General features: G+C 73.5%; 17 protein-coding genes and 1 pseudogene. 9 read left to right on the top strand and 9 right to left on the bottom strand.

Going from position 1 to position 22,009, the window contains the following annotated elements:
• The first annotated feature begins 86 nt into the window (after positions 1 to 86).
• The 5 genes and pseudogenes from ACZ4VW_RS07480 (at position 87) to ACZ4VW_RS07460 (ending at position 6,602) form a co-directional block, all read left to right on the top strand.
• Entirely contained in the window at positions 87 to 581 is a 495-nt protein-coding gene (locus ACZ4VW_RS07480; RefSeq protein ID WP_467959403.1) for a MarR family winged helix-turn-helix transcriptional regulator, read from the top strand.
• A 146-nt stretch (positions 582 to 727) separates the two neighbouring features.
• A complete protein-coding gene (locus tag ACZ4VW_RS07475) occupies positions 728 to 1,174 on the top strand; it encodes a GNAT family N-acetyltransferase (protein ID WP_467959401.1) in 447 nt (148 codons plus the stop codon).
• The gene (locus ACZ4VW_RS07470) at positions 1,171 to 2,433 is read left to right on the top strand and encodes an MFS transporter (protein WP_467959399.1); all 1,263 of its coding nucleotides are present in this window, start codon (positions 1,171 to 1,173) and stop codon (positions 2,431 to 2,433) included. The genes ACZ4VW_RS07475 and ACZ4VW_RS07470 overlap by 4 nt, the downstream gene beginning before the upstream one ends.
• A gap of 124 nt (positions 2,434 to 2,557) precedes the next feature.
• Positions 2,558 to 6,237: pseudogene (locus tag ACZ4VW_RS07465) on the top strand (S8 family serine peptidase).
• A 176-nt stretch (positions 6,238 to 6,413) separates the two neighbouring features.
• A complete protein-coding gene (locus ACZ4VW_RS07460; RefSeq protein ID WP_467959397.1) occupies positions 6,414 to 6,602 on the top strand; it encodes a hypothetical protein in 189 nt (62 codons plus the stop codon).
• A gap of 79 nt (positions 6,603 to 6,681) precedes the next feature.
• Here the strand turns inward: ACZ4VW_RS07460 and ACZ4VW_RS07455 are convergent, their stop codons facing one another.
• From ACZ4VW_RS07455 to ACZ4VW_RS07430, 6 genes are all read right to left on the bottom strand, one after another.
• The gene (locus tag ACZ4VW_RS07455) at positions 6,682 to 8,136 is read right to left on the bottom strand and encodes a carboxyl transferase domain-containing protein (RefSeq protein WP_467959395.1); all 1,455 of its coding nucleotides are present in this window, start codon (positions 8,134 to 8,136) and stop codon (positions 6,682 to 6,684) included.
• Positions 8,129 to 9,601, bottom strand: coding sequence for an acyl-CoA synthetase (locus tag ACZ4VW_RS07450; protein WP_467959393.1), 1,473 nt, complete (start codon positions 9,599 to 9,601; stop codon positions 8,129 to 8,131). Before ACZ4VW_RS07450 ends, ACZ4VW_RS07455 begins: the two co-directional genes overlap by 8 nt.
• Before the next feature lie 49 nt (positions 9,602 to 9,650).
• Positions 9,651 to 10,838 (bottom strand): MFS transporter, encoded by a 1,188-nt coding sequence (locus ACZ4VW_RS07445; RefSeq protein ID WP_467959608.1) that lies wholly within the window; start codon positions 10,836 to 10,838, stop codon positions 9,651 to 9,653.
• Between the two features lie 266 nt (positions 10,839 to 11,104).
• Positions 11,105 to 12,631 carry a sensor histidine kinase gene (locus tag ACZ4VW_RS07440; RefSeq protein ID WP_467959391.1) on the bottom strand — a complete coding sequence of 509 codons (1,527 nt, stop codon included), beginning with the start codon at positions 12,629 to 12,631 and terminating at the stop codon, positions 11,105 to 11,107.
• 35 nt (positions 12,632 to 12,666) lie between these two features.
• A complete protein-coding gene (locus ACZ4VW_RS07435) occupies positions 12,667 to 13,710 on the bottom strand; it encodes a rod shape-determining protein (protein WP_467959389.1) in 1,044 nt (347 codons plus the stop codon).
• Between the two features lie 146 nt (positions 13,711 to 13,856).
• Positions 13,857 to 14,366: a hypothetical protein gene (locus ACZ4VW_RS07430; RefSeq protein ID WP_467959387.1), complete on the bottom strand. Its 510-nt coding sequence runs from the start codon at positions 14,364 to 14,366 to the stop codon at positions 13,857 to 13,859.
• Between the two features lie 200 nt (positions 14,367 to 14,566).
• Between ACZ4VW_RS07430 and ACZ4VW_RS07425 the strand changes: the two genes are divergently transcribed.
• Entirely contained in the window at positions 14,567 to 15,421 is an 855-nt protein-coding gene (locus ACZ4VW_RS07425) for an SCO2400 family protein (RefSeq protein WP_467959385.1), read from the top strand.
• A gap of 110 nt (positions 15,422 to 15,531) precedes the next feature.
• Here the strand turns inward: ACZ4VW_RS07425 and ACZ4VW_RS07420 are convergent, their stop codons facing one another.
• The gene (locus ACZ4VW_RS07420) at positions 15,532 to 15,969 is read right to left on the bottom strand and encodes a MarR family winged helix-turn-helix transcriptional regulator (protein WP_467959383.1); all 438 of its coding nucleotides are present in this window, start codon (positions 15,967 to 15,969) and stop codon (positions 15,532 to 15,534) included.
• A gap of 95 nt (positions 15,970 to 16,064) precedes the next feature.
• On the opposite strand from ACZ4VW_RS07420, the gene ACZ4VW_RS07415 reads away from it, so the two are divergent.
• The gene (locus tag ACZ4VW_RS07415) at positions 16,065 to 17,084 is read left to right on the top strand and encodes an NADP-dependent oxidoreductase (RefSeq protein ID WP_467959381.1); all 1,020 of its coding nucleotides are present in this window, start codon (positions 16,065 to 16,067) and stop codon (positions 17,082 to 17,084) included.
• A 64-nt stretch (positions 17,085 to 17,148) separates the two neighbouring features.
• Positions 17,149 to 17,571 (top strand): organic hydroperoxide resistance protein, encoded by a 423-nt coding sequence (locus ACZ4VW_RS07410; RefSeq protein WP_467959379.1) that lies wholly within the window; start codon positions 17,149 to 17,151, stop codon positions 17,569 to 17,571.
• 86 nt (positions 17,572 to 17,657) lie between these two features.
• Here ACZ4VW_RS07410 and ACZ4VW_RS07405 read toward each other — a convergent pair whose 3' ends face one another.
• Positions 17,658 to 20,162, bottom strand: coding sequence for a M14 family zinc carboxypeptidase (locus ACZ4VW_RS07405; RefSeq protein WP_467959377.1), 2,505 nt, complete (start codon positions 20,160 to 20,162; stop codon positions 17,658 to 17,660).
• A gap of 100 nt (positions 20,163 to 20,262) precedes the next feature.
• On the opposite strand from ACZ4VW_RS07405, the gene ACZ4VW_RS07400 reads away from it, so the two are divergent.
• Positions 20,263 to 21,069, top strand: coding sequence for an EI24 domain-containing protein (locus tag ACZ4VW_RS07400; RefSeq protein WP_467959375.1), 807 nt, complete (start codon positions 20,263 to 20,265; stop codon positions 21,067 to 21,069).
• A gap of 179 nt (positions 21,070 to 21,248) precedes the next feature.
• Here ACZ4VW_RS07400 and ACZ4VW_RS07395 read toward each other — a convergent pair whose 3' ends face one another.
• Positions 21,249 to 21,962, bottom strand: a complete 714-nt coding sequence (locus ACZ4VW_RS07395; protein ID WP_467959373.1) for a carbon-nitrogen hydrolase family protein — start codon at positions 21,960 to 21,962, stop codon at positions 21,249 to 21,251.
• Positions 21,963 to 22,009 lie beyond the last annotated feature (47 nt).

Here is a 22,009-nt window from a genome sequence, read left to right as displayed (position 1 = left end):
GGTCGGGGTGCGGTTATGAAGGTAGCGCGCTACTGAGTTGTGCACAACTTAATCGCTCGCGATGTGATGTGTCGTACTCTGGAACCATGGCGACGCTCCACACGACCCGCGACGAGGACTTCCTCCGGCTCGACCACCAGATCTGCTTCTCCCTGCACGCCGCCACCCGCGCCTTCAACGGCGTGTACCGCGGCGCGCTCAAGGAACTCGGGCTCACCTACCCCCAGTACCTGGTGATGCTGGTGCTCTGGGAGCACGGCGAACTGCCGGTGAAGGGGATCGGCGAGCGGCTGAGGCTGGACTCGGGCACCCTGTCGCCGCTGCTCAAGCGGCTGGAGGCGGCGGGATACGTCGAGCGGCGACGCAGCGCCGAGGACGAGCGCTCGGTGACCGTGCGCCCCACCGCGGACGGCGCGGCGCTGCGGGAGAAGGCCCTCGGCGTACCGAAGCGGATCGCCGCCGCGACGGGCCTGGAACTGGCGGAGATCCGCGCCCTGCGGACCCGGCTCGACGAACTGGCCGCCCGGCTCGACAGCGTCGACCCGGACGACCTGAGCGCCTGCGCGCAGGACGCTCCGTAGGGGTACCGCCCAGGACGCCCCCTAGGGGGTAGTACCGCCCGAGGTGAGGCGCGGAACGCCACGCGCGGCGGTGCCGTCCCGGCGGGCCGAGCTGGTGGCGGAAAATTGTAAGGAGTCCCTCTCCGTCCCGTCCCTATACTCGATCCATGTCCTTCCCCACCCTCCGGCGGGCCACCGCCGACGACTCGCGCCGCCTGACCCGGCTCGTGCGGAAATCGGCCGCCTACCGCGGTGACTACGCCGCGATGGTCGACGGCTATGTCGTCGGAGGGACGTACATCGAGCACCACCGCGTCTTCGTCGCCGTCGACGAACGGGATCGCGTGCTCGGGTTCTACGCGCTCCTCCTCGGCGAGGCCGAGCTGGACCTCGCCTTCGTCGCCGACGAGGCCCAGGGGAGCGGCATCGGACGGATGCTGATGGAGCACATGATCGGCCAGGCCCGCGCCGCCGGACTGACGTCCGTGCGGGTCGTCGCGCATCCGCCCGCCGAGGACTTCTACCTGCGGACGGGCGCCCGCCGCGCCGGCACCGTCGAGCCCGCCGGCCGCATCCACTGGGCCAGGCCCGAGCTCCGGTACGACGTCGCGTGAGCACCACCGAACAGACCGAGCGCCGCAGGGTCTTCGCCGACCTCACCCCGCTCCGTACCTCCGCGCACTACCGCCGCCTCTGGTTCGGCAACACCGTCTCCTGGGTCGGCCAGGGCATGACCGCGCTCGCGGTCTCGCTCCAGGTGTACGAGATCACCCGCTCGCCGTTCTCCGTGGGCCTCGTCGGGCTGTTCTCCCTCGTACCGCTGATCGTCTTCGGGCTCTACGGCGGTGCCGTCGCGGACACCGTCGACCGGCGCAAGCTCGGGCTCGCCAGCGCCACCGGCTCCGCCGTCCTCTCCGCCGCCCTCGCCGCGGTCGCGTTCGCCGGTTTCCACCGGGTCTGGTTCCTGTACGCGATCGTGGCCCTGCAGTCCGTCTGCGCCGCGCTCAGCTCGCCCGCCCGGACCTCGATGATCCCGCGCCTGCTGCCGCCCGAGCAGTTGCGCGCCGCCAACGCGCTGAACTCGATGACCACGACCTTCGGGATGCTCGTGGGACCGAGCCTCGGCGGTCTCGTCGTCGGCTTCGGCGGGTACCAGATCGCCTACCTGGTCGACGCCGTCGCGTTCTCCGCCGCGCTGTACGCGATGTGGCGGCTGCCCTCCATGCTCCCCGAGCGCACCGGCGACCCGAGCGGCCCCCGGCGCGCCTCCGTCCTGGACGGGCTGCGCTTCCTCGCCACCCGGCCCAATCTGCGCATGACGTTCTTCTCGGACTTCTGCGCGATGATCCTCGCCCACCCGCGAGCGTTGTTCCCCGTCGTCGCCGTGCTCTGGTACGACGGCGACGCCCGCACCGCCGGACTGCTCGCCGCCGCCCCGGCCGCCGGAGCGCTCCTCGGCGGGGTGCTCAGCGGATGGCAGGGGCGCATCCGCCACCACGGACAGGCGATCCTGCTCGCCGTCGCCTGCTGGGGCACCGCGATCGCCGTCTTCGGGCTCACCCGCAATCTCTGGCTCGGGCTGCTCCTGCTCGCCCTCGCCGGCTACTCCGACACCGTCTCCATGATCTTCCGCAACACGATGATGCAGGTCGCGGCCCCGGACGAGATGCGCGGACGGCTGCAGGGCGTCTTCATCGTGGTCGTCGCGGGCGGGCCACGGCTCGGCGACTTCCTCGCCGGGACCGTCGCGGATCTGACGTCCCCGGCGGTCGCCATCACCGGCGGCGGCGTCGCCTGCGTCCTCGCCGTGGGCGCCCTCGCCCTCCACGGGCGCGGATTCCTCCGCTACGACGCCCTCAAGCCCACGGCCTGACATGGCGGTTGGCCGCCACGGCACATAGCCGCCAGGCAGTTCCGTACTCAACTACCCGCGTTCGGACGAGACTCCTCGCGACACCCGGAACCACCCCTTCCCCCGGGTGCCGAGGAGTGCGTCGATGATCAGACCTTCCGCACGAGGAAGGGCCGGGCTGCTCGCCGCCGGCATCTCGCTGGCCCTTCTCTCGGCAGGGCAGACCGCCGCCGCCGGGGGGAGCGCCACCGCCGCCGTCCCCGGCACCTTCCAGGGTCCCGCCGCCCGGAGCGCCACCGTCACCCTCGTCACGGGCGACCGCGTCACCGTCACCGAACTGGGCGGCGGCAAGAAGACCGTCACCGTCGACCGGGCCCGGGACGCGACCGGAGCCGTACGCAGCGAGATCTCCGACGGCCGGGTCACCGTCGTCCCCGACGAGGCCCGTCCCTTCCTCGACGCGGGAGTCCTCGACCGGAGGCTCTTCGACGTCAGCGGCCTCATCGAGCAGGGCGTCACCGACGAACTGCCGCTGATCGTCACGTACGGCAAGGCGGCGCGCGCCGCCACGCCGCGCGGCACCAAGACCGTCCGGGCCCTGCCCAGCATCGGCGGCGCGGCGGTGGAGGCGACCGACCCGGCCGCCTTCTGGCGGACGTTCACCTCGCCCACCGCCCGCTCCACGGGCGGCAAGGTCTGGCTCGACGGCCGGGTCGAGGCCACCATGGCCCAGTCCAACGCCCAGATCGGCACCCCGAAGGCGTGGGCTGCCGGACTCACCGGCAAGGGCGTCAAGGTCGCCGTCCTGGACACCGGCGCCGACCTCGCGCACCCCGGCCTCACCGGCCGGGTGAGCGAGTCGGCGTCCTTCATCGAGGGCGAGGAGGTCGCCGACCGCAACGGCCACGGCACGCACGTCGCCTCCACCGTCGGCGGCAGCGGCGCCGGTTCCGAGGGCGCCGCGGAGAAGGGCGTCGCGCCCGGTGCGACCCTCGCCGTCGGCAAGGTCCTCAGCGACGAGGGCACGGGCTCAGAGTCGCAGATCATCGCCGGCATGGAGTGGGCCGCCAAGGACATCGACGCGAAGATCGTCTCCATGAGCCTCGGTTCGAGCGAACCGAGCGACGGCACGGACCCGATGGCCCAGGCCGTGAACAGCCTCACCGCCGAGACCGGCGCGCTGTTCGTCATAGCCGCCGGCAACAGCGGCGCCCCCGGCTCCATCGGCTCGCCCGGCGCCGCCGACTCCGCGCTGACCGTCGGCGCCGTCGACTCCGCCGACCGGCCCGCGTACTTCACCAGCCAGGGCCCCCGCCACGGCGACCTCGCCCTCAAGCCCGACCTCTCCGCGCCCGGCGTCGACATCCTCGCCGCCCGCTCCCGACTGGCGCCCGGGTCCGGCCTCTACACCGCCATGAGCGGGACGTCGATGGCGACCCCGCACATCGCCGGTGTCGCCGCGCTCCTCGCCGAGAAGCACCCCGACCGGACCGGCGCGCAGCTCAAGGACGCCCTGATGTCCTCGTCGAAGCCGCTCACCGACTCCGCGTACGCGCTCGGCGCCGGGCGGGTCGACGTGGCCGCCGCCATCACGGCGGACGTCACCGCCACCGGCTCCGCGGACCTCGGCTTCTTCTCCTGGCCGTACGAGGCGAACCAGCCGGTCACGCGGACCGTCACGTACACCAACCACTCCGCCGCGCCCGTGGAGTTGAGCCTCACCGTCGAGGGAATGCCAGCGGGCGTCGCGACCCTCGCCGACACGACGCTGACCCTCCCGGCCCGCGGCACGGCCCGGACCACCGTCACCGGCGACGGCACGAAGGCCCCGGTCGGCAACGCCTCCGGCCGGATCGTCGCCTCGGCCGGCGGCGCCCCGGTCGCGCACACCGCGCTCGGCCTGGTGAAGGAGGCGGAGCGCTACACCCTCACCGTCCACGTCAAGGACCGCGACGGCGCCCCGACCCCGGCCCACCTGGGCGTCCGGCGACTCGCCGAGGGCCATGACCCCTTCCCGGCGACCGTCGGCGACTCCGGCACCCTCGAACTGCGCCTGGAGCCCGGCACGTACACCGTCTCCTCCTTCCTCGACGTCCGTGGCGCGAAGGGGAAGGACTCCCTCGGCCTCGGCTTCCTCACCGACCGGAGATCGTCCTCGACCGTGACCGCGAGATCACCCTCGACGGGCGGCGGCTGAAGGAGATCCGCGCCGAGGTCGAGAAGCGGACCGAGACCCGTCAGCTCCTGATGGAGTTCGACCGGAAGGCGAACGGCGCCTCCTACGGCGGCGCCGTCCAACTGCCGGTGACGTACGACTCCGTCTTCGCCGCGCCCACCACCGAGCCCGCGACGGGCACCTTCGAGTACCGCACGGTCTGGCGGCTCGGCACGCCGCGACTGGAGGCGAGCACCGGCGGTGTCCGGCTCTCCGGTGTCCTCCAGCAGCCCGGCACGGCCACCCGCGAGGGCCGGTCGCGGCTCGCGCTCGTCGACGCGGGCACCGGCACCGCCGCCGGCTACGCGGGCAAGGACGTGAAGGGCAAGGCCGTCCTGGTCCGCGCCGGGGCGCTCACACCCGTCGAGATCGCGCAGACCGCCCAGGACGCGGGCGCCGCCCTGCTGTTCGTCACCGACCAGGCTCCCGGCCGGCTGAACACCTGGTTCGGCACCGAGCAGTACGAGGACCGGCCGCTGACCGTGGCCACCGTCGATGCCGCCGACGGCGCCCGGCTGGCCTCCGCCGCCGCGGGCGGCCGGAGCGTCGACCTGACCGGCACGCCGTACCCGCCGTACGTCTACGACCTCTCCGAGGGACATCCGGGCGCGATCCCCTCCGACCTGGTCTTCCGGCCCGACGAGGACGAACTCGCCACCGTACGCTCCGCGTTCCACATGCCCACCGGCCGTGCGGAGCGGGGCGGGGAGTTCCGCTACTCGATCACCGACACCTTCCCCGTGGGCTTCGGCTTCAAGGAGCACATCGCCTTCCCGGTCGAGCGCACCGAATACGTCTCCACCGGCCGCGGCCAGGGCTGGCACGAGTCGGTCGACCTCGGCGACTCCCTCGAACAGCGCGGAGGCATCGAGACCTACCGCGGCGGCACCACCGTCCGCCGCGACTGGTTCGAGCCGGTCTGGCATCCGTGGCTCGGCACCGGGCTCGGCTGGGGCCAGCAGCGGTCCGGCGACCAGCTGCACTTCAACGTCCCCGGCTGGGGCGACTCCGGTCCCGACCACACCGGCTTCGGCAATGTGTGGGGCGACGACTCGATGACCCAGTTCACCGAGGTGTACGTCGACGGGACCCGTGTCGACCGCGGGACGGGCTCCGCCGCGTACGTCTGGGAAGCGCCGTCGCAGGAAGCCGAGTTCAAGGTCGTCACCGACACCACCCTGGACCCCGCGCGCTGGCGGCTGTCGAGCAAGGGCCACACCGAGTGGACCTTCCGCTCCGCGCGGACCCCGTCCGACCGCTTCACCTTCCTCCCGCTGATCAACCTCGGCTTCGACGTCGACACCGACCTCGTCGGCGACGTCCGGGCCGGCAGCAGGGTGCCCGTCCGCCTGCACGCCGCGTACGTGAAGGGCGCGGCCGGCACCGGCACGATCGGCGGCGGCTCCCTGGAGGTCTCGTACGACGAGGGCACGACCTGGCAGAAGGTCACCCTGCGTTCCTCCTCCGGTTCCGCCTCGGCCGGTCCATCCTGGACGGGTGAGCTGCGGGTGCCGGACGGCGCGCGGTACCTCTCCCTCCGGGCGGGCGCGTCCGACGACCGTGGTGGCGCCGTCGAACAGGAGCTCCTGCGCGCGGTGGGCGTGAAGTAGCCCGGTCCGAGGGGCGGCGGGCATCCCGGGGAGATCCCCGGGATGCCCGCCCCGCCGTGGGGTGACGCCCCCTCGGATGGGCGAGCCTGTGCCCCGAACGCGCGCCAGCGTTTGCCGCCGTCCTATGCCCCGGTCAGGCTCCGAGGTGAGCAACCCCGCTCGTACAGGAGGATTTCATGCGTAAGACCATTGCCGCCCTCGCCCTGGCCGCCGCGGCCGTTCTCGCCGGCTCCGGTTCGGCCGTCGCCCACGATGGCCCCCAGTACCACTCGGACAACGACGTGCACCTGGTGGAGCACGGCGACGTGGACGTCACGGTCGTCGTCTGCGGCGACTTCAGCGAGTGCGAGGGCGACGAGGACTGATCGTCCGCCCTGCGCAACGAAGCCCCCTCCCCCCGAGGGGGCTTCGTGCTGTCCGGGACCCTCGTGCTGCCGGGGACCGCTACCCGCCGCGCGTCACGATCCCGCGCACGACGCCCAGCTCGACCAGGTCCTGGGGCCGCAGGCGGAGCTGGTCGGCGGTGACCGGGGCGTGGTCGGGGGTCCGCTTCAGGATCGCCGCGGCGAGCTCCGGGGCGATGACGGAGAAGTAGCCGTCCGGCGTGGTCCATGTGTTGTCCCGCGCGGCCAGCGCCAGCGCCCCGCCCGAGCCGCCCTCGCCGACCAGGAGCGAGGTCACCGGGACGCGGGCCCCGGCGACCGCGGTGAACGCGTCCGCGATCGCCGGGCCGGCCCCGGCCCGCTCGGCCTCGGCGTCGTTGGCGGCACCCGGTGTGTCGATCAGGGTGAGGACGGGGATTCCCAGCCGGTCCGCGAGCCGCACGAGCCGGGCGACGGTCCGGAACCCCGCCGGGCGGGTCGCCGAACCGTCCTGCGCGGCGTACGCGACGGTGCGTCCCTCGTGCAGCCCGAAGCCGCACTCCACCCCGGGGTCCACCCCGCCGGCCCGGTCGCCGCGGACGGTCGCGCGGGCGGTGAAGTAGGCGTCCAGATAGGCCCCGGCGCGCGGGCGCGCGGCGGACCGCGCCCGGACGACGGCCTCCCAGCCGGTGCCGGGCGGGCCGGCCTCCGTCAGCGCGCGGGGCGGGGGAGCGGGGGCCGGAGCCGGAGCCTCCACGGAAGGGCGGACGGGCGCGTCGGCGGGGCCGGAGGGCGTCACGGAGGGGTCGGTGTGCGCTCCGGACGGTTCCGTGTGCGCTCCGGAGGGTTCCGCGTGTGCGCCGCCCGTCAGCAGCCGCAGCCACAGGGAGAGCGTCACCCGCAGATCCGCCGGGTCCACGAGGGCGTCCACCTGCCCGAACGCCCACTGGCCCTCCGCCGTGTACGCCCCCGGGTCGGCGTCCCGCGGCCGGACCCGCGACCCGGCGAACGCGACCTGGGCGGAGGGCAGGGCGAGCACGACGTCCGCCCCCGCGCCGACCGTGGCCCAGCCGCCGCCCGTGGACGGGTCGCGCAGGACCGTGACATGCGGGACGCCGGCCGCCCGCAGCCGCACGGTCGCCTCCGCCACCCGCTGGAGCTGCGTCAGGGCGACCATGCCCTCCTGCATCCGGCTGCCGCCCGTCGCCACCAGCGACACCAGCGGGACCCGGGCCGCCTCGGCGGCGCGGTACGCGGCGACGAGCCGGTCCCCGGCCACCCGGCCGAGCGAACCGCCCAGGAAGCCGAACTCGAAGACCACCAGGACCACCCGGCGACCGCCGATCGTCGCCCTTCCGTGCAGGACGGACTCCTCCTCGCCGGTCTGCTCGGCCGCACGCGCGCGTGCGGCGTCGTACCCGGCCCAGCCGATCGGGCCGTCGGGGAGCAGCGGCACGTCGGTGTCCGGGGTCCGCAGCGGGGTGAAGTCGTCGGTGACCAGCGCGATGACCTCGCGGGCCGTGGGCCGCTCAGCCATGGAGGGCCTCCGGAAGTGCCTTCTTCAGGAGCTTGCCCATGTCGTTGCGGGGCAGCGCGGGCAGGAAGTGGACCGTGCGCGGGCGCTTGTGCGGGGCGAGCAGCCCGGCGACGTGGTCCGCCAACTCCTGGGCGGTCGGCGGACGTTCCGCGTCCGCGGGCACCACCCACGCCACGATCCGCTCCCCGAGGTCGGGGTCCGGCGCACCGGTCACGGCGGCCTCCCGCACCGCCGGATGGTCCAGGAGCGCGTTCTCTATCTCACCCGCCCCTATCTTGTAACCGCCGCTCTTTATCAGGTCCGTGGCCTTGCGGCCCACGATCCGCAGATAGCCGTCCGGTTCGCGGACCGCCATGTCCCCGGTCCGGAACCAGTCGCCGTCGAACGCGGCCGCGGTCGCGTCCGGCCGGTTGAGATAGGCGGTGAAGAGGTTCGGTCCCCTGACCTGAATCTCGCCGACGCTCTCCCCGTCGTACGCCGTGATCGGCGAGCCGTCCTCCTCCACCAGCCGGAGGCCCACGCCGCGCAGGGGCAGCCCGACGGACCCGGGGCGGGGCTCGGATCCCACGGGCACGCTGGTGTTCATGAGCGTCTCCGTCATGCCGTACCGCTCGATCACCGTCCGGCCCGTCGCGGCCGTGATCCGCTCGTGGTCGTGGACCGGCAGCGCGGCGGATCCGGAGACGAGCAACCGCGCCCCGGCCAGCGCCCGTACCAGCGCCGGATCCTCCTCCAGCGCGTCCGCGATCCGGTGGTACATCGTCGGTACGCCGAACAGCATCGTGCCGCCGCCCGCGCCGAGCTCCCGCGCCACGCCCGCCGGAGAGAACGCCCCGAGGTGCCGGACGGATCCGCCGCGCCGCAGCGGCCCGAGGACGCCCAGGACGAGCCCGTGGACGTGGAACAGCGGCAGCGCGTGGACGAGGACGTCGTCGGCGCTCCACGCCCAGGCGTCCTCCAGGGCGTCGAGAGTGGCGGCGATCGCCCGTCGGGACAGCACGACCCCCTTGGGCGGCCCGGTGGTCCCGGAGGTGTAGACGATCAGGGCCGGATCCTCAGGGCCCGGCTCCTCGCCCGGGCCGTCAAGCCGCACGCCTCCGGCCCCGTCCGACGCCCGGACCTCCACGTCGATGCGGCGCAGTCCCGCGAGCGCCGCCGGCAGGTCGTCCTCCGCGCCCGCGAGGACCGCGCCGGGGGCGCTGTCCCCGAGGATGTGGGCCAGTTCCCGTGCGCCGGTGCGCGGGTTGAGGGGGATCACCGGGACACCGGCCAGCAGTGCGGCCACCACGGCGACCGCCGTCCGCTCGGTGGGGGTCGCCCAGACGGCCACCCGGCCCGCGTCCTTGATCCGGGCGGCCTGCGCGCTCGCGGCGGCGGCCAGCTCGCCGTACGTCAGGGCATCGGCGCCGAAGCGCAGTGCGGGTCGGTCCGAGCCGGCCACCAGGGCCGGGAAGAGCGCGCTCAACGGTCGTCCTCCTCGCGTAGCGGGATGCGAGAGGCATTCTTCCCGCGCGTCAGATACGGCGCGCTGCGACCTTGGTCACCTGCGCGGCCGCGCCGCCCTCCTCGGCGGGCCGGATCGTCCGCATCCGGCCGTACGCGTACACACAGCCCGCGAGCGCCAGGTCGGACAGGAGCATGTAGCCGATGGAGTAGGAGTCCTTCGCGCTGTAGATCGCGCCCATCACCAGCGGCGGCACGAAACCGCCGAGCCCGCCCATCGCGCCGACGATGCCGGTGACGCTGCCGACCTGCCGCTGCGGGGTGACCTGGGAGACCAGCGCGAAGACCGAACCGCTCGCCGTGCCGAGGCCGGCGGCCATGCAGAGCAGGGCGATCGTGCCGCCGGGGTTCAGGGGCGGGTCGAAGGCCTGGACGATGGCCATGAGGGCGGCGGCACCGAGCGCGGCGGCCGTCACGAGAGCCGGGTGGATCCGGTCCGAGAGCCAGCCGCCGATCGGCCGGAAGATGACGGTGACCAGGGCGAATCCGGCGGCCTTGGTGCCCGCGTCGGTCGGGTCGAGCGCGTACCAGGTCTTCAGGTACGTGGGCAGGTACACCCCGAACGCGACGATGCCGCCGAAGCCGATCGCGTACAGCGCCGACAGCTCCCAGGTCACCCGCAGCCGGCCGGCGCCGGCCAGCCGGGTCGCGAGGGAGGCGGTGGGGACCGGCCGGTCGGGGCGGTCGGTGATCAGGAACCACGCGAGGACGGCGTACGCGGCGAGCGCGAGCGCGACGACGACGAACGGCAGGTTCTCCCCGTGCCGCGCGATACGCGGGGTGAAGTAGCCGGACAGCGCCACCCCGCCCATGCCCATGCCGAAGACGCCGAGCGCCAGGCCCCGCTTGGCGGGCGGGAACCAGGAGTTGACCAGGGGGATGCCGATGGCGAAGGTCGTGCCACCGAGACCGAGGAGGAATCCGACGGCGAGCATCGCGGCGTACGAGTCCTTCGCCGGGATCAGCAGCAGGACGGGCACGATCGTCAGCGCCGACACCAGCGGGAACATCACCCTGGCGCCGTAGCGGTCGGTGAGCGCGCCGGCCAGGATCCGGCCCACGGAGCCGACCAGCACCGGGATGGCGACGAGCAGCGACTGCTCGAAGGAGCTCAGGCCCAGCCGGTCTCCGTACGCGCCGGCCAGCGGCGCGATCAGGTTCCACGCCCAGAAGGTGAGCGCGAAGCCGATCGTGGCCATGGCCAGGTTCCGGTAGGCGGCGCCGGAGGGCTTCTCGACGGTGTCCACCCGATCAGTCAAGGTCGGGCCGCGGGGCGGGGCGCGCCGGACTGGGCCGTACGGGGGTTTCTGCGGCGTCCGCGAGACGGCGACGCCCCGCGGCCGGCGCCGGCGCGGCGCCGGACACGGGCTGCGGCCAGGCCACCGCCCGCCGCCTACAGCCAGGTGACCGCCTACGGCCAGGTGACCGCCTACAGCCAGGTGACCGCCTACGGCCAGGTGACCGCCTACGGCCAGGTCACCGTCGTGGGCGGCCGGCCGTCGTCCCTCACCACCAGGCGCGGGCCCTGCGCGTTCACCGTCACCTCGACCGTGATCGCCGAGACGCCCGCCCGGCGGTGGGCCGCCGCCAGCGCGCCGCGCAGCGCGACGAGGAGCCGCTCGGCGTCGGCGTCCGGGATCAGGGTGTCGACCGCGCCCGAGAAGTGCACGGAGGGCTGGAACCCCAGCGGGACCGCCGCGCCGCCCGTCTCGCGCAGGACGCGGCCCCGGAAGGTGGCCGGCGCGTCGGCGGGTGGCTGCTGGAGGGCGAAGATGGTCGTCCGTACCTCCTGGATGGTGGAGTCCAGCTCGTCCACCGCCCGCCCGAGCAGCACGTTCTCGTCGGTCGACGCGGCGGCCCGGCGCCGGGTCGACTCCAGCATCATCTCGGTGGCGAACAGCCGCTGGACGACGAGGTCGTGCAGGTCACGGGCGATCCGGTCGCGGTCCTCGTACACCGCCAGCCGCTCCCGGTTGTGCTGCGCGTCCGCCAGGACGAGGGCCAGCGCGGCCTGGGAGGCGAACTGCGAGGCCAGGAGGCGGTCCACCGCCGTGTACGGCCGTCCGCCGCGCCGTCGGGGGAGGGCGAGGGTGCCGATGAGCCGGCCGCCGCTCTGCAGCGGGAGCATCATCGAGGGGCCGAACCGCGAGCGCACATGTGTGGTCATCCGGGGATCGGTGGCCGAGTCCTCGACGAACACCGGCTCGCCGCCGAGCAGTTGCTCCAGGACGGGCGACCCCGGCGCGATCGTGGTGCCGACCAGATCGCCGGGGTCGTCCTTCGTCGAGGCGGCCACGATCTCCATGCCGCCCTCCTCGGTGGGCTGCAGCACGACCCCGGCCGAGGCGTCCGCGAGCAGCCGTGCCCGCTCGGCGACCGTGGTCAGCGCGTCCGCCGCCGGTTCCCCGGAGAGGAGGCAGGTCGTCACCGCCGCCGCGCCCTCGATCCAGCGCTCGCGCTGCCGGGCGGTCTCGTACAGCCGGGCGTTGCCGATGGCGATCCCGGCCTGCGAGGCGAGGACCCGCAGCAGGGCGAGGTCCTCGTCGGTGAACGGGCCCCCGCGCTTCTCGGCGAGGTAGAGATTGCCGAAGACCTCGGTGTGGACCCGGATCGGGACACCGAGGAAGGAGCGCATCCCGGGATGGCCCTCGGGCAGCCCGCCGGCGCGCGGATCGGCCGTGAGGTCGTCGAGCCGCAGCGGGCGCGGGTCCTGGAGCAGGGCGCCGAGGAGCCCGGTGTGCCCGTCGGGGAGGCGGGGGACGCGCTGCCGCTCGGCCTCGGTCATCCCGGTCGTGAACAGCTCGGTGAGCCGGTCGCGCTCGGGGTCGACGACCCCGAGCGCCCCGTAGCGCGCGTCGGTCAGCTCGGCGGCGGAGTCCACGATGTGCTGCAGCGTGGCCCGCAGTTCCAGTTCGCTGCCGACACTCAGGACCGCTTCGAGGAGGAGCGGCAGACGGGGTGCCGGCTCGTCGGCCCGGTCCGTGAGTGCCATGGGCCCATTGTCGTACGAAGGGGTGGACGCGGCGGTCAATCCGCGACGGTCAGCGGGTCGAGCACCATCGGCTGGATCTTGCCCTCCAGCATCGCGCCGAGCCCGAGGATCGCGCACACGTCCGGCCGCTCGGCGATGTGCACCGGCATCCCGGTGGCCTCGCGGAGCATCTGGTCGAGTCCCGGGAGCAGGGCGCTGCCGCCGACCATCATGATGCCGCGCTCGGCGAGGTCGGCCACCAGGTCGGGCGGGCAGTCCCGGAGGATCTTGCCGATGCCGTCGAGCACGGCGGTCAGCGGGGTGTGGATCGCGTCCCGTACGGCGGCGGTGTCGACGGTCACCGAACGGGCGAGGCCCGTGGCGACGTCCCGGCCGTGGATCTCGGTGGAGGACGGGCCCTGGAGGGTCAGGCCGTTGCCGCTGAGGGCGAGCTGCAGCGGACGGACGGACTGACTGGGCAGCATCAGTTCGTGCTGGTGGCGCAGATGCTGGATGACCGCGTGGTCGATCGCGTCGCCGCCCACGGGGATCCGCTCGGCGGTGACGATGGAGCCCAGGGAGAGCACGGCGACCTGGGTGGTCGCCGCGCCGCAGACCATGATCATGGTGGCGGTGGGCTGCTCGACGGGGAGTCCGCAGCCCACGGCTGCCGCGATCAGGGTGTCGACCAGCTCGACCCGCCGGGCGCCGAGCCCGACGAGGGTCTCGACGGCCGCACGCTGGGCGAGCGGGTCGCTGTCGTGCGGTGTGCTGGCGGCGGCGCGCAGCCGGGGCTTGCGGCGCAGCTGGCGGCGGAGCTTCTCGCCGAGGAGATGACGGAGCATCCGCTGCGCCATCTCGATGTCGACGACGGTGCCGCCGGAGACGGGGCGGACCACACGGATGTAGTCCGGGGTGCGGCCGGTCATCTTCTCGGCCAGCGCGCCGACGGCGATCAACGCGCCGGTGCGGGTGTTGACGGCGGCGACGCTCGGCTCGTCGACGACGAGTCCGGCGCCCTTGACGAAGACCCGGGTGCGCGCGGCCCCCAGGTCGACGGCGACATGGCAACGGCGCAGCTGCTCAAGGCTGACGGTCACGGCAGATCCTCCGGAGTGCGGTGCTGGCACGGAGCGAGGTGGTACGCCGTTTTGCTTCGGCGTTCTGTTCGCATCGTGCGACCCGCTCCGGCGCGGCGCGCGCTGGGCTGAGCCGCCCGGGGGTGTGGACGCCGTCCGACGCCGGGTCAGAGGACGCGTTGCAGCAGGCCCCAGGTGAACTCGGCGGAGCGCGGCGTTCCGTCGGGAAGGGTGAAGTCCAGGCGCAGCCGGGTGGGTGCGCTGCCCTCCCGCGCCCGGGCGGGCGGGAAGGCGTTGCCGACCTCGGCGATGGTGCAGCTCCAGGGCCGCAGATCCGCCTCGGTGCGCAGCTCGGGCACGGGGTGGCCGGGCGCGCGGACCAGTCCGCTGCCCCAGACCGCCGGCGCCGTACGGCCGCCGGGAATGCCCGTGATCACCTGCCAGCGCAGCGCGGGCCAGAGCGGCAGGTCCCACTCCAGGAGTTCGGCGCCCAGCTCGGGGACCGCCCGACGCGCCACGGGCTCGCCCAGGGCGGAGCGGTAGCGGGCCGCTTCACCCGCGCCCCTGCGGGCATGGGCCCAGGACTGCCAGCGCCGGTTCGCCTCCCGCGACTCGGCCCGGGTCGCCCCCAGCCGCCGCAGCGCGTCCTCGGCCAGATCCGGTTGGTGGTCGGCCATGCGGCGCAGCAGGACGAGCTGGAACTCGCGAGGCCCGAAAGGCTCGGACCGTGGCCCCGAAGACCCGGACGGCGTCATGAGCCCATCCTGCCCGAAGCGGGAGAATCATGACGACACGCCGCCGACCTGGGGTTTCCTCACAGGATCCTCACGTTCCCGCCTACCTCCGGTGTCCCGCCGACACATACTCTGCGGCAGCCATGGACTACTGCCACCAGTGCCGACGGCACCTCAACGGCGCGCTTGCCTGCGCCGGATGCGGGACCCCCGTCGAGGAGCTGCGGTACGAGACCCCCCAACCGGCCGCGCGCGCCGTCGCGGCCGAGCGTGTCGCGTACGTCGAGCACGGTGAGCGTGGCGAGCCCGGCGGGCGGCCGGAGTACGAGGAGCCGCCCGCCGAGCACGTCTACGAACTGGACCCGCTGGAGCCGCCGCGCGCGGCCGCTCCGGGCGGTCGCGCCGCGCGCCGGGTCGCGGCGTCGGGGCGGTCCGGTACGCGTCGCAACCGGCGGGCGCGCAGCCGCAAGGGGCGCAACGTCCTGGTGGGCACGCTCGGTCTCGTGCTCGCGGCCGGAACGCTGAGCATGGCGAAGCTGGCCCTGGAGCCTCCGGACGAGGGCGGCGCCGCCACCGCCGTGCAGGAGGAGGAGGTCGTCGAGACCTCGCTGCCGCCGCTGCCCACGGAGAGCGCGACGCCGCCGGACGGCGGGCCGACCCCGGTCGAGGTGACGACGTCGGCCTCCCCGAGGGGCTCGGACGCGCCCGCGCCCGGCCATACGGGCATACCGGGCCAGGGGAGCGGTGGCTCGGGCAGCGGTGGCCAGGGCGGAGACGGCGACTCGGGCGACGGCGGTTCGCAGGGCTCCGGAGACGGTTCGCCGTCCGGCCCCCCGTCGGCGTCGCCCACGGCCGACGGACCTTCCCCGAGCGGAAGCCCCTCGCCACCCGGTACGACTCCCTCGGGGACGCCCAGCGGCGGGACGCCGACGACGTCCACACCCTCCCCGACGCCGAGCCCCACCAAGAAGCCGTGTTTTCTCTGGTTCTTCTGCTAGGCCGTGTCCGGAAAGTCCCGCCTGGCCCGCGACGCCTGGCCCGCACTCCCCCGTAGCCCTGCGGGCAGACGGCGCTACTTTCCGGACACGGCCAGGCGGGTAGGCCGGCGCTACGCCACGATGTCCTCGCCCAGCATCCGCTTCAGCAGATCCCGCAGCAGCGAGCGCTCGACGTCCGTGAGCCGGCCGAGCGGCTCCCGTGCGAAGTCCAGGGCGTCCCGCAGCCGCCGGGCGGTGTCCAGGCCCTCCGGGGTGGGCGCGGCCAGCTTGACGCGCCGGTCGGCCGGGTCCGGGCGGCGCTCCACCAGACCGCGCGATTCGAGCCGGTCGACGATCCCGGTGACGTTCGACGGCTCGCACTTCAGCTTCTGCGCGATCTTCCGCATCGGGACCGGCTCCAGGGTGAGCAGCCCGAGGACCCTCGCCTGGGCGCCGGTGAGCGCGTGCTCGGCGGCCGCCTGCTCGTACTCCGCGTAGTAGCGCGCCACGACCGTGCCGATCAGCTCGACGACTTCGCGGGTGAGGGGGTCTGGGGGTGAGGTGGCCATGGGAGCCATCGTACCCAGATACTTGACAACATGAAATATCCAGGCGCATGGTTGTTTCAGGTAGTGAAATAATCTTGTCCCAGGAGGCCGTACCGATGTCCGTACTTCCCGCGTCCAGCCGTGAATGGCACCTCGTCGCCCGTCCGCACGGCTGGCCCACCCCCGCGGACTTCGCCCTCCGCGAGACCCCCGTCACCGAGCCCGCCGAAGGCCGGATCCTGGTCAGGAACCTGCACTTCTCCGTCGACCCGTACATGCGCGGCCGGATGAACGACGTGAAGTCCTACGTCCCGCCGTTCAAGCTCGACCACCCCATGGACGGCGGCGCGGTCGGCGAGGTCGTCGCGTCCAACGCGGAGGGCTTCGCCGTCGGCGACCACGTCCTGCACGGCCTCGGCTGGCGCGAGTACGCCGACGTGCCCGCCCAGCACGCCACCAAGGTCGACCCGGAGCTGGCCCCCCTCTCCAGCTACCTCGGCGTCCTCGGCATGACGGGCCTGACCGCCTACGCCGGCCTCTTCGAGGTCGCCTCCTTCAAGGAGGGCGACACCGTCTTCGTCTCCGGCGCGGCCGGCGCCGTCGGCAGCCAGGTGGGCCAGATGGCGAAGCTCAAGGGCGCCTCCCGGGTCATCGGCTCGGCCGGCTCCGACGAGAAGGTCAAGCTCCTGGTGGAGGAGTACGGCTTCGACGCCGCCTTCAACTACAAGAACGGCCCGGTGAGGGACCAGCTCCGCGCGGCCGCCCCCGACGGCATCGACGTGTACTTCGACAACGTCGGCGGCGACCACCTCGAGGCCGCGATCTCCTCGCTCAACGTGCACGGCCGCGCCACCATCTGCGGCATGATCGCGCAGTACAACGACACCGAGCCGGTCCCCGGCCCGCGCAACATGGCCATGATCATCGGCAAGCGGCTGCGCCTCCAGGGCGTCCTCGTCGGCGACCACTACGACCTGCAGCCGCAGTTCGTCCAGGAGGTCGGCGGATGGCTGCGCTCCGGCGATCTGAAGTACGGCGAGACCGTCGTCGAGGGCATCGAGAACGGGGTGGAGGCCTTCCTCGGGCTGCTCCGCGGTGAGAACACCGGAAAGATGATCGTTTCGGTGACCGGCTAGTCTTCCCTCAGCCGTCGCGATCGTGGGCGCGAGTCGCGGCGAACGAGGTAAAGGAATCACCCAGATGTCCATACAGCAGTCCGACGTCCTGTACACCGCCGTCGCCACCGCCGAGAACGGGCGGGACGGCCGTGTCGCCACCGACGACGGTCAGCTCGATGTCGTCGTCAACCCGCCCAAGGCCATGGGCGGCTCCGGCGCCGGCACCAACCCCGAGCAGCTCTTCGCCGCCGGCTACAGCGCCTGCTTCCAGGGCGCGCTCGGTGTGGTGGCCCGTAACGAGAAGGCCGACATCTCCGGCTCGACGGTCACCGCCGAGGTCGGCATCGGCAAGAACGACGACGGCTTCGGCATCATCGTCAAGATCTCCGCGACCATCCCGAACGTGGACGTGGAGACCGCGAAGAGCCTGCTCGAGAAGGCCCACCAGGTCTGCCCGTACTCCAAGGCGACCCGCGGCAACATCTCGGTCGAGCTGGCCGTCTGACCGGGCCGTCGCGTTCGCGCGGCTGAGATTGCGCGTACGCTTGACGAGGGCCGCACCCCGACCGACCGGGGTGCGGCCCTCTCACGTCATCGCACCAGCAGAGCCCGGCCGACCTGCGCGAACACACCCTTCGGGTGGTCACGGAAGAGCGGCTCCGTGCCGAACAGGACCACCGGCGCCCCGTGCGCCGCCGTCCCGCTGATCACCGACGCCCGCCCGGCCGCGTCCGCCGGGCCGCCCCGGCCGTCCGCCTCGGGCCGCCAGTGCCCGGAGACGAGCGGATCGGCCTCGGCGTACGACTGCTCGGTCCGCACCCCCGCCCCCAGCTCCGTGAACCAGAGCGGCGAGTACACGAAGGTGTGGCCGGGAGCGCCGCCGGTGATCGCACCGGCCGCGTTGCGGACGCTCACCACACCGTTCGCGTCCCCGTTGCCCGCCACGGCCGTGGCCGGGAGCAGCCCCGCCGCCGCGTTGAACGCGGCGCCCGCCGGACCGACCCCCACCACACCCGCACCGCTCGCCCGCAGCGCCTCCCGCGCCGCCGGGGTGAGCCTGCCGTAGTCCAGGCCGCGCGACACGAACAGCACCTGCGCCGCCGACCAGTCGAAGCCCGCGTTGAGGATCTCCGCCGTCACCGGTACGACCTCGAACCCCATCTCCCGCAGCGCGAACAGCTCACCGGCCGAGACCGAGGCCGCGACCCTGGTCCGCTCCAGCGGCGCCGCGCCCCGCTCCTTCGCGGCCCCGAACACCACGCCGTACCGCTCCGCGAGCACCCGCGCGGCCCCGCGCGCCGAGGCGGGCACCACGACCGAGCCGTCGGCCGCCCGGCGCACCCGCACCCCCTGCGCGAGCAGCGAGTTGAGCGCGGTCAGCTCCTTGGGGTCGTCGAGCCGCAGCGACAGGTCACCGAAGGGCACGACCGACCCCGTGGGCGCGGCGGCGTGGACCGTGCGGACCACGCGGGGCACCGGACCGTGCTCGACCTTCCGCACCGTCGCGCCCCACAGCAGACCGAGGCTCCAGCCCGAGATGTCGTACATCGTCGACACGTCCGCGCTGATGTCCCGGCCCTCCGCCAGGATCACGTTCGCCATCCCCCGCTTGGGCTGGCGCATGTCGACGACGTACGAGCCGTCGGCGGCCTGCCCGACCCGTACGTCGTTGGCGACCAGATGGTCCACGAGCCGCCCCGCGGCCACCGCCGACCTCTGGGTCCGCCCCGCCGGGACGACGTACGCGCGCGGGAAGGCGGTCGTGTAGACGTCCTCCGGACCGATCCCCGGCACCCCCGGCACGGTCTCCTCGGACACCGGCCGCTGCGCCTCGCCCGCCGCGCCCCGCCGGAACGTCTCGATCTGGTCGGCGAGCACCGCCGCGCGGTGCCTGTCCGTGTGGTCGAGCGTGGCGCGCATCGCCGCTCCCGCGATGTCCACGTTGATCGCCGCGCGGCGGCGCAGCTCCGCCTCGGGCAGGGTGTCGTAGACCTGGTTGTTCACCGCCAACGGGAACTCGATGGTGTGCGCGGCCACCGCGCCCTGGAACGGCATGTACTGCGGGGTGAAGATCGGCGGCCAGTCGTCCCAGCCCTCCTGCTCGTCGCGGAAGGGGATCACCGCCGGCCGGACCCCGTCCTTCGCGGCCGTGTAACCGAGACCGTTGACGGCCTTCTCCATGCCGAGCGCGTTGGCGTAGGAGTTCTTCAGGAAGAGGTCGTACTCGTAGTTCTCGCCGTGCGGCGGGGTCGTCGGCTCGATCAGCGTGCCGTTGACGTAGCCGTGCAGGTCCAGCATCACGGCCGGCTGCTTGTCGATGGCGATCCGCCGGATCGCGCGCGCCTCGGGCTGCGAGGCCGTGATGAAGTCCCGGTTGAGGTCGAAGCCGTTGCCGTTGGCGCGAGTGCCGGCGATCCGGCCGTCCGGGTTGGCGGTCACGTTCAGATAGACCCGGGTCCGCGCGAGGAGCCCGGTGGTCCCGCGGTCCGTCGCGGTGGCCAGCTCCTCGACGAGCTCCAGGGCCGCGTCCGTGCCCTCCCACTCGTTGCCGTGGATGTTGTTGTTGATGAAGACGGGCGTCTTGTACGCGGACGCGATCCGCGCGTCCCGGGCGGCGGCGGCCGGAGCGTTCTCGATCCGCTCGCGCATCCGTTCCTGCTCGCGGGCCTCCCGGGCGCTCTCCGGAGCGGTGACGGTGACCAGATACAGCTCGTGCCCGCCCGCCGACCGGCCGGCGACCTCGACGCTCACCCGGTCGCCCAGCTTCTGCAGCGCGTTGAGACGCGGGGCGAGGGAGTGGTACGGAGCGAGACCGAGCTTGATCGACTTGTCGGCCGGGTTCACGGGCGGGACGGCGAGGGCCGTCCGCCGCGGGTAGCCGCCGTCCCGGCGGAGCGGGGTGTCGGCCTCGGGAAGGGAGCGAGGCGCGAACGTGCGCGGCGGCGCGGCCGAGGCGTCCCGCCCGGCCCCCTCGCGGACGGGGCCGGGCTCGTGCGCCCGGCCGGGCGCGGCGCTCGCGGGCAGTGCGGTGAGGGCCAGCGCTCCGAGGAGCGCACCGCAGACGGTGGTGATCAGGGCGGGTCCGGGTTTCGCCATGCGTACGCAACCTCCGTGGGTGATCAGTACGCAGCGGTCTACCCTGTCGTGCCCCGGACAACAAGAGGGCCTTCGGACCAGGCCCGATAGGGTGATGCCCATGCGTGATTTCGGGGCCGGTCTCGGTTATCTGGTACAGGGTCAGAAGTGGGTGGGTCGGCACGGCCGGTGGTTCGGGTTCGGGCTGCTGCCGGGTCTCGTGACCCTCGTGCTGTACGTCGGCGCGCTCGTCGGCCTCGGCTACGGGGCGGACGACCTGGCGGCGTGGGCGACCCCCTTCGCCGACGACTGGACCTCCCCCTGGCAGGGGTTCTTCCGGGGCACCCTGACCGCCCTCGTGTTCGTCTTCGGGCTCTTCCTCGCGGTCATCACCTTCACCGCCGTGACGCTGCTGGTCGGCCAACCGTTCTACGAGTCGCTCTCCGAGCAGGTCGACCGCACCGAGGGAGGCGAGGTCCCCGAGTCGGGCCTGCCGCTCTGGCGCGAGCTGTGGATCTCGGCCCGCGACAGTCTCAAGGTCGTCCTGCGGGTCGCGTTCTACGGCGTGCTGCTCTTCGCCTGCGGCTTCATCCCGGTCGTCGGCCAGACCGTCGTGCCGGTGCTCGGTTTCTGCGTCTCCGGCTTCTTCCTCGCCGAGGAGCTGACGGCCGTCGCCCTCCAGCGCCGCCGCGTCGAACTGAAGGAGCGTCTGCGGATGCTGCGCGGCCGCCGGATGCTGACCCTGGGCTTCGGTGTCCCGCTGACCCTGGCGTTCCTGGTGCCGTTCGTGGCCGTGTTCCTGATGCCGGGCGCGGTCGCCGGCGCGACGCTCATGGCCCGGGAGCTCACGGGGGAGGACCGCGCGGACGAGTCCGAGGACGAGTCCGGGGACCCGGCGCGGACCGCCGCCTCGGGGAAGACCCTCTGACGCAAGGCGGGGAAGACCCTCCAAACGCGCGGCGGCGGAAGACCCTCCGACGCGCGGCGGGGAAGACCCTCCAAACGCGCGGCGGCGGAAGACCCTCCGACGCGCGGCGGGGAAGACCCTCCGACGCAAGGCGGGGAAGTCCCTCCGACGCGCGGCGCTCCGGTCGACGCCGAGGCCGCTCAGCCCACCTCGGCGAGCACGTGTCCCGGCTTCTCGGGGCCCGCGTCGGCGATCCGCTCGCCGTCCGGGCCCCACACCCCCGCGGCGCCGCCGCCCACACCGTCCTCGTTCGTCCCGAGGACATTGCCGAGCACCACGTACAGACCGAAGTCCCGGGCCCGCGCCGGATAGACCTTCTCGAACGAGTCGTTGTCGGCGGCCAGCACCGAACTCGCCAGATAGACCGAGCAGCCGTCGGCGGCGGCCCGCTCCGCGAGCTCCGGGAACCGGTTGTCGTAGCACGTGGCCGTCGCGCACCGCACCCCGTCGAGGGTGAAGCGGCCGTCGGCCGTGCCCGGCACGAAGACCTCCGCCTCCACCCCGTACAGATGCCGCTTGTCGTAGCGGGTGAGCAGCGAGCCGTCCGGACCGATCACGAGCGAGGTGATCCCGGTCCCGCCGTCGGCGGTGCGTACGGGACCGTTGACCACGGCCGCCGCGCCGGCCGCGCGGCACGCCTCCCGGATCGGGTCCAGACGCTCGTCGTCCTCGGAGAGCACGAGAGCGGGGGTGTCCCGGATCAGGCTCGGCTCGTAGCCGGTCAGGCAGAGCTCGGCGAAGACGACCAGCCGGGCGCCGTCGGCGCCCGCCGCCCCGATCAGCCCGGCGACGGTACGGACATTGGCCTCGATGTCCCCGGCGGCCGGGGCGAACTGCGTAGCGGCGACGATCATGACCGCCATCATCGCCCGCCCCGGCCTCCGGGGGGAACCCCCGGGGC

The sequence above is a fragment of the Streptomyces sp. NPDC029139 genome, from assembly GCF_055564335.1.
The sequence above is the reverse complement of the archived record's forward strand: the minus strand, read 5'-3'. Positions and strand labels throughout refer to the sequence as shown.

Bases quoted from the DNA above. Each gene is read 5' to 3' on its own strand.
- ACZ4VW_RS07480 (WP_467959403.1), top strand. From the start codon at position 87: ATGGCGACGCTCCACACGACCCGCGACGAGGACTTCCTCCGGCTCGAC.
- ACZ4VW_RS07475 (WP_467959401.1), top strand. From the start codon at position 728: ATGTCCTTCCCCACCCTCCGGCGGGCCACCGCCGACGACTCGCGCCGC.
- ACZ4VW_RS07460 (WP_467959397.1), top strand. From the start codon at position 6,414: ATGCGTAAGACCATTGCCGCCCTCGCCCTGGCCGCCGCGGCCGTTCTC.
- ACZ4VW_RS07455 (WP_467959395.1), bottom strand. From the start codon at position 8,136: ATGGCTGAGCGGCCCACGGCCCGCGAGGTCATCGCGCTGGTCACCGAC.
- ACZ4VW_RS07445 (WP_467959608.1), bottom strand. From the start codon at position 10,838: ATGGCCACGATCGGCTTCGCGCTCACCTTCTGGGCGTGGAACCTGATC.
- ACZ4VW_RS07440 (WP_467959391.1), bottom strand. From the start codon at position 12,631: ATGGCACTCACGGACCGGGCCGACGAGCCGGCACCCCGTCTGCCGCTC.
- ACZ4VW_RS07430 (WP_467959387.1), bottom strand. From the start codon at position 14,366: ATGGCCGACCACCAACCGGATCTGGCCGAGGACGCGCTGCGGCGGCTG.
- ACZ4VW_RS07425 (WP_467959385.1), top strand. From the start codon at position 14,567: ATGGACTACTGCCACCAGTGCCGACGGCACCTCAACGGCGCGCTTGCC.
- ACZ4VW_RS07420 (WP_467959383.1), bottom strand. From the start codon at position 15,969: ATGGCCACCTCACCCCCAGACCCCCTCACCCGCGAAGTCGTCGAGCTG.
- ACZ4VW_RS07415 (WP_467959381.1), top strand. From the start codon at position 16,065: ATGTCCGTACTTCCCGCGTCCAGCCGTGAATGGCACCTCGTCGCCCGT.
- ACZ4VW_RS07410 (WP_467959379.1), top strand. From the start codon at position 17,149: ATGTCCATACAGCAGTCCGACGTCCTGTACACCGCCGTCGCCACCGCC.
- ACZ4VW_RS07405 (WP_467959377.1), bottom strand. From the start codon at position 20,162: ATGGCGAAACCCGGACCCGCCCTGATCACCACCGTCTGCGGTGCGCTC.
- ACZ4VW_RS07400 (WP_467959375.1), top strand. From the start codon at position 20,263: ATGCGTGATTTCGGGGCCGGTCTCGGTTATCTGGTACAGGGTCAGAAG.
- ACZ4VW_RS07395 (WP_467959373.1), bottom strand. From the start codon at position 21,962: ATGATCGTCGCCGCTACGCAGTTCGCCCCGGCCGCCGGGGACATCGAG.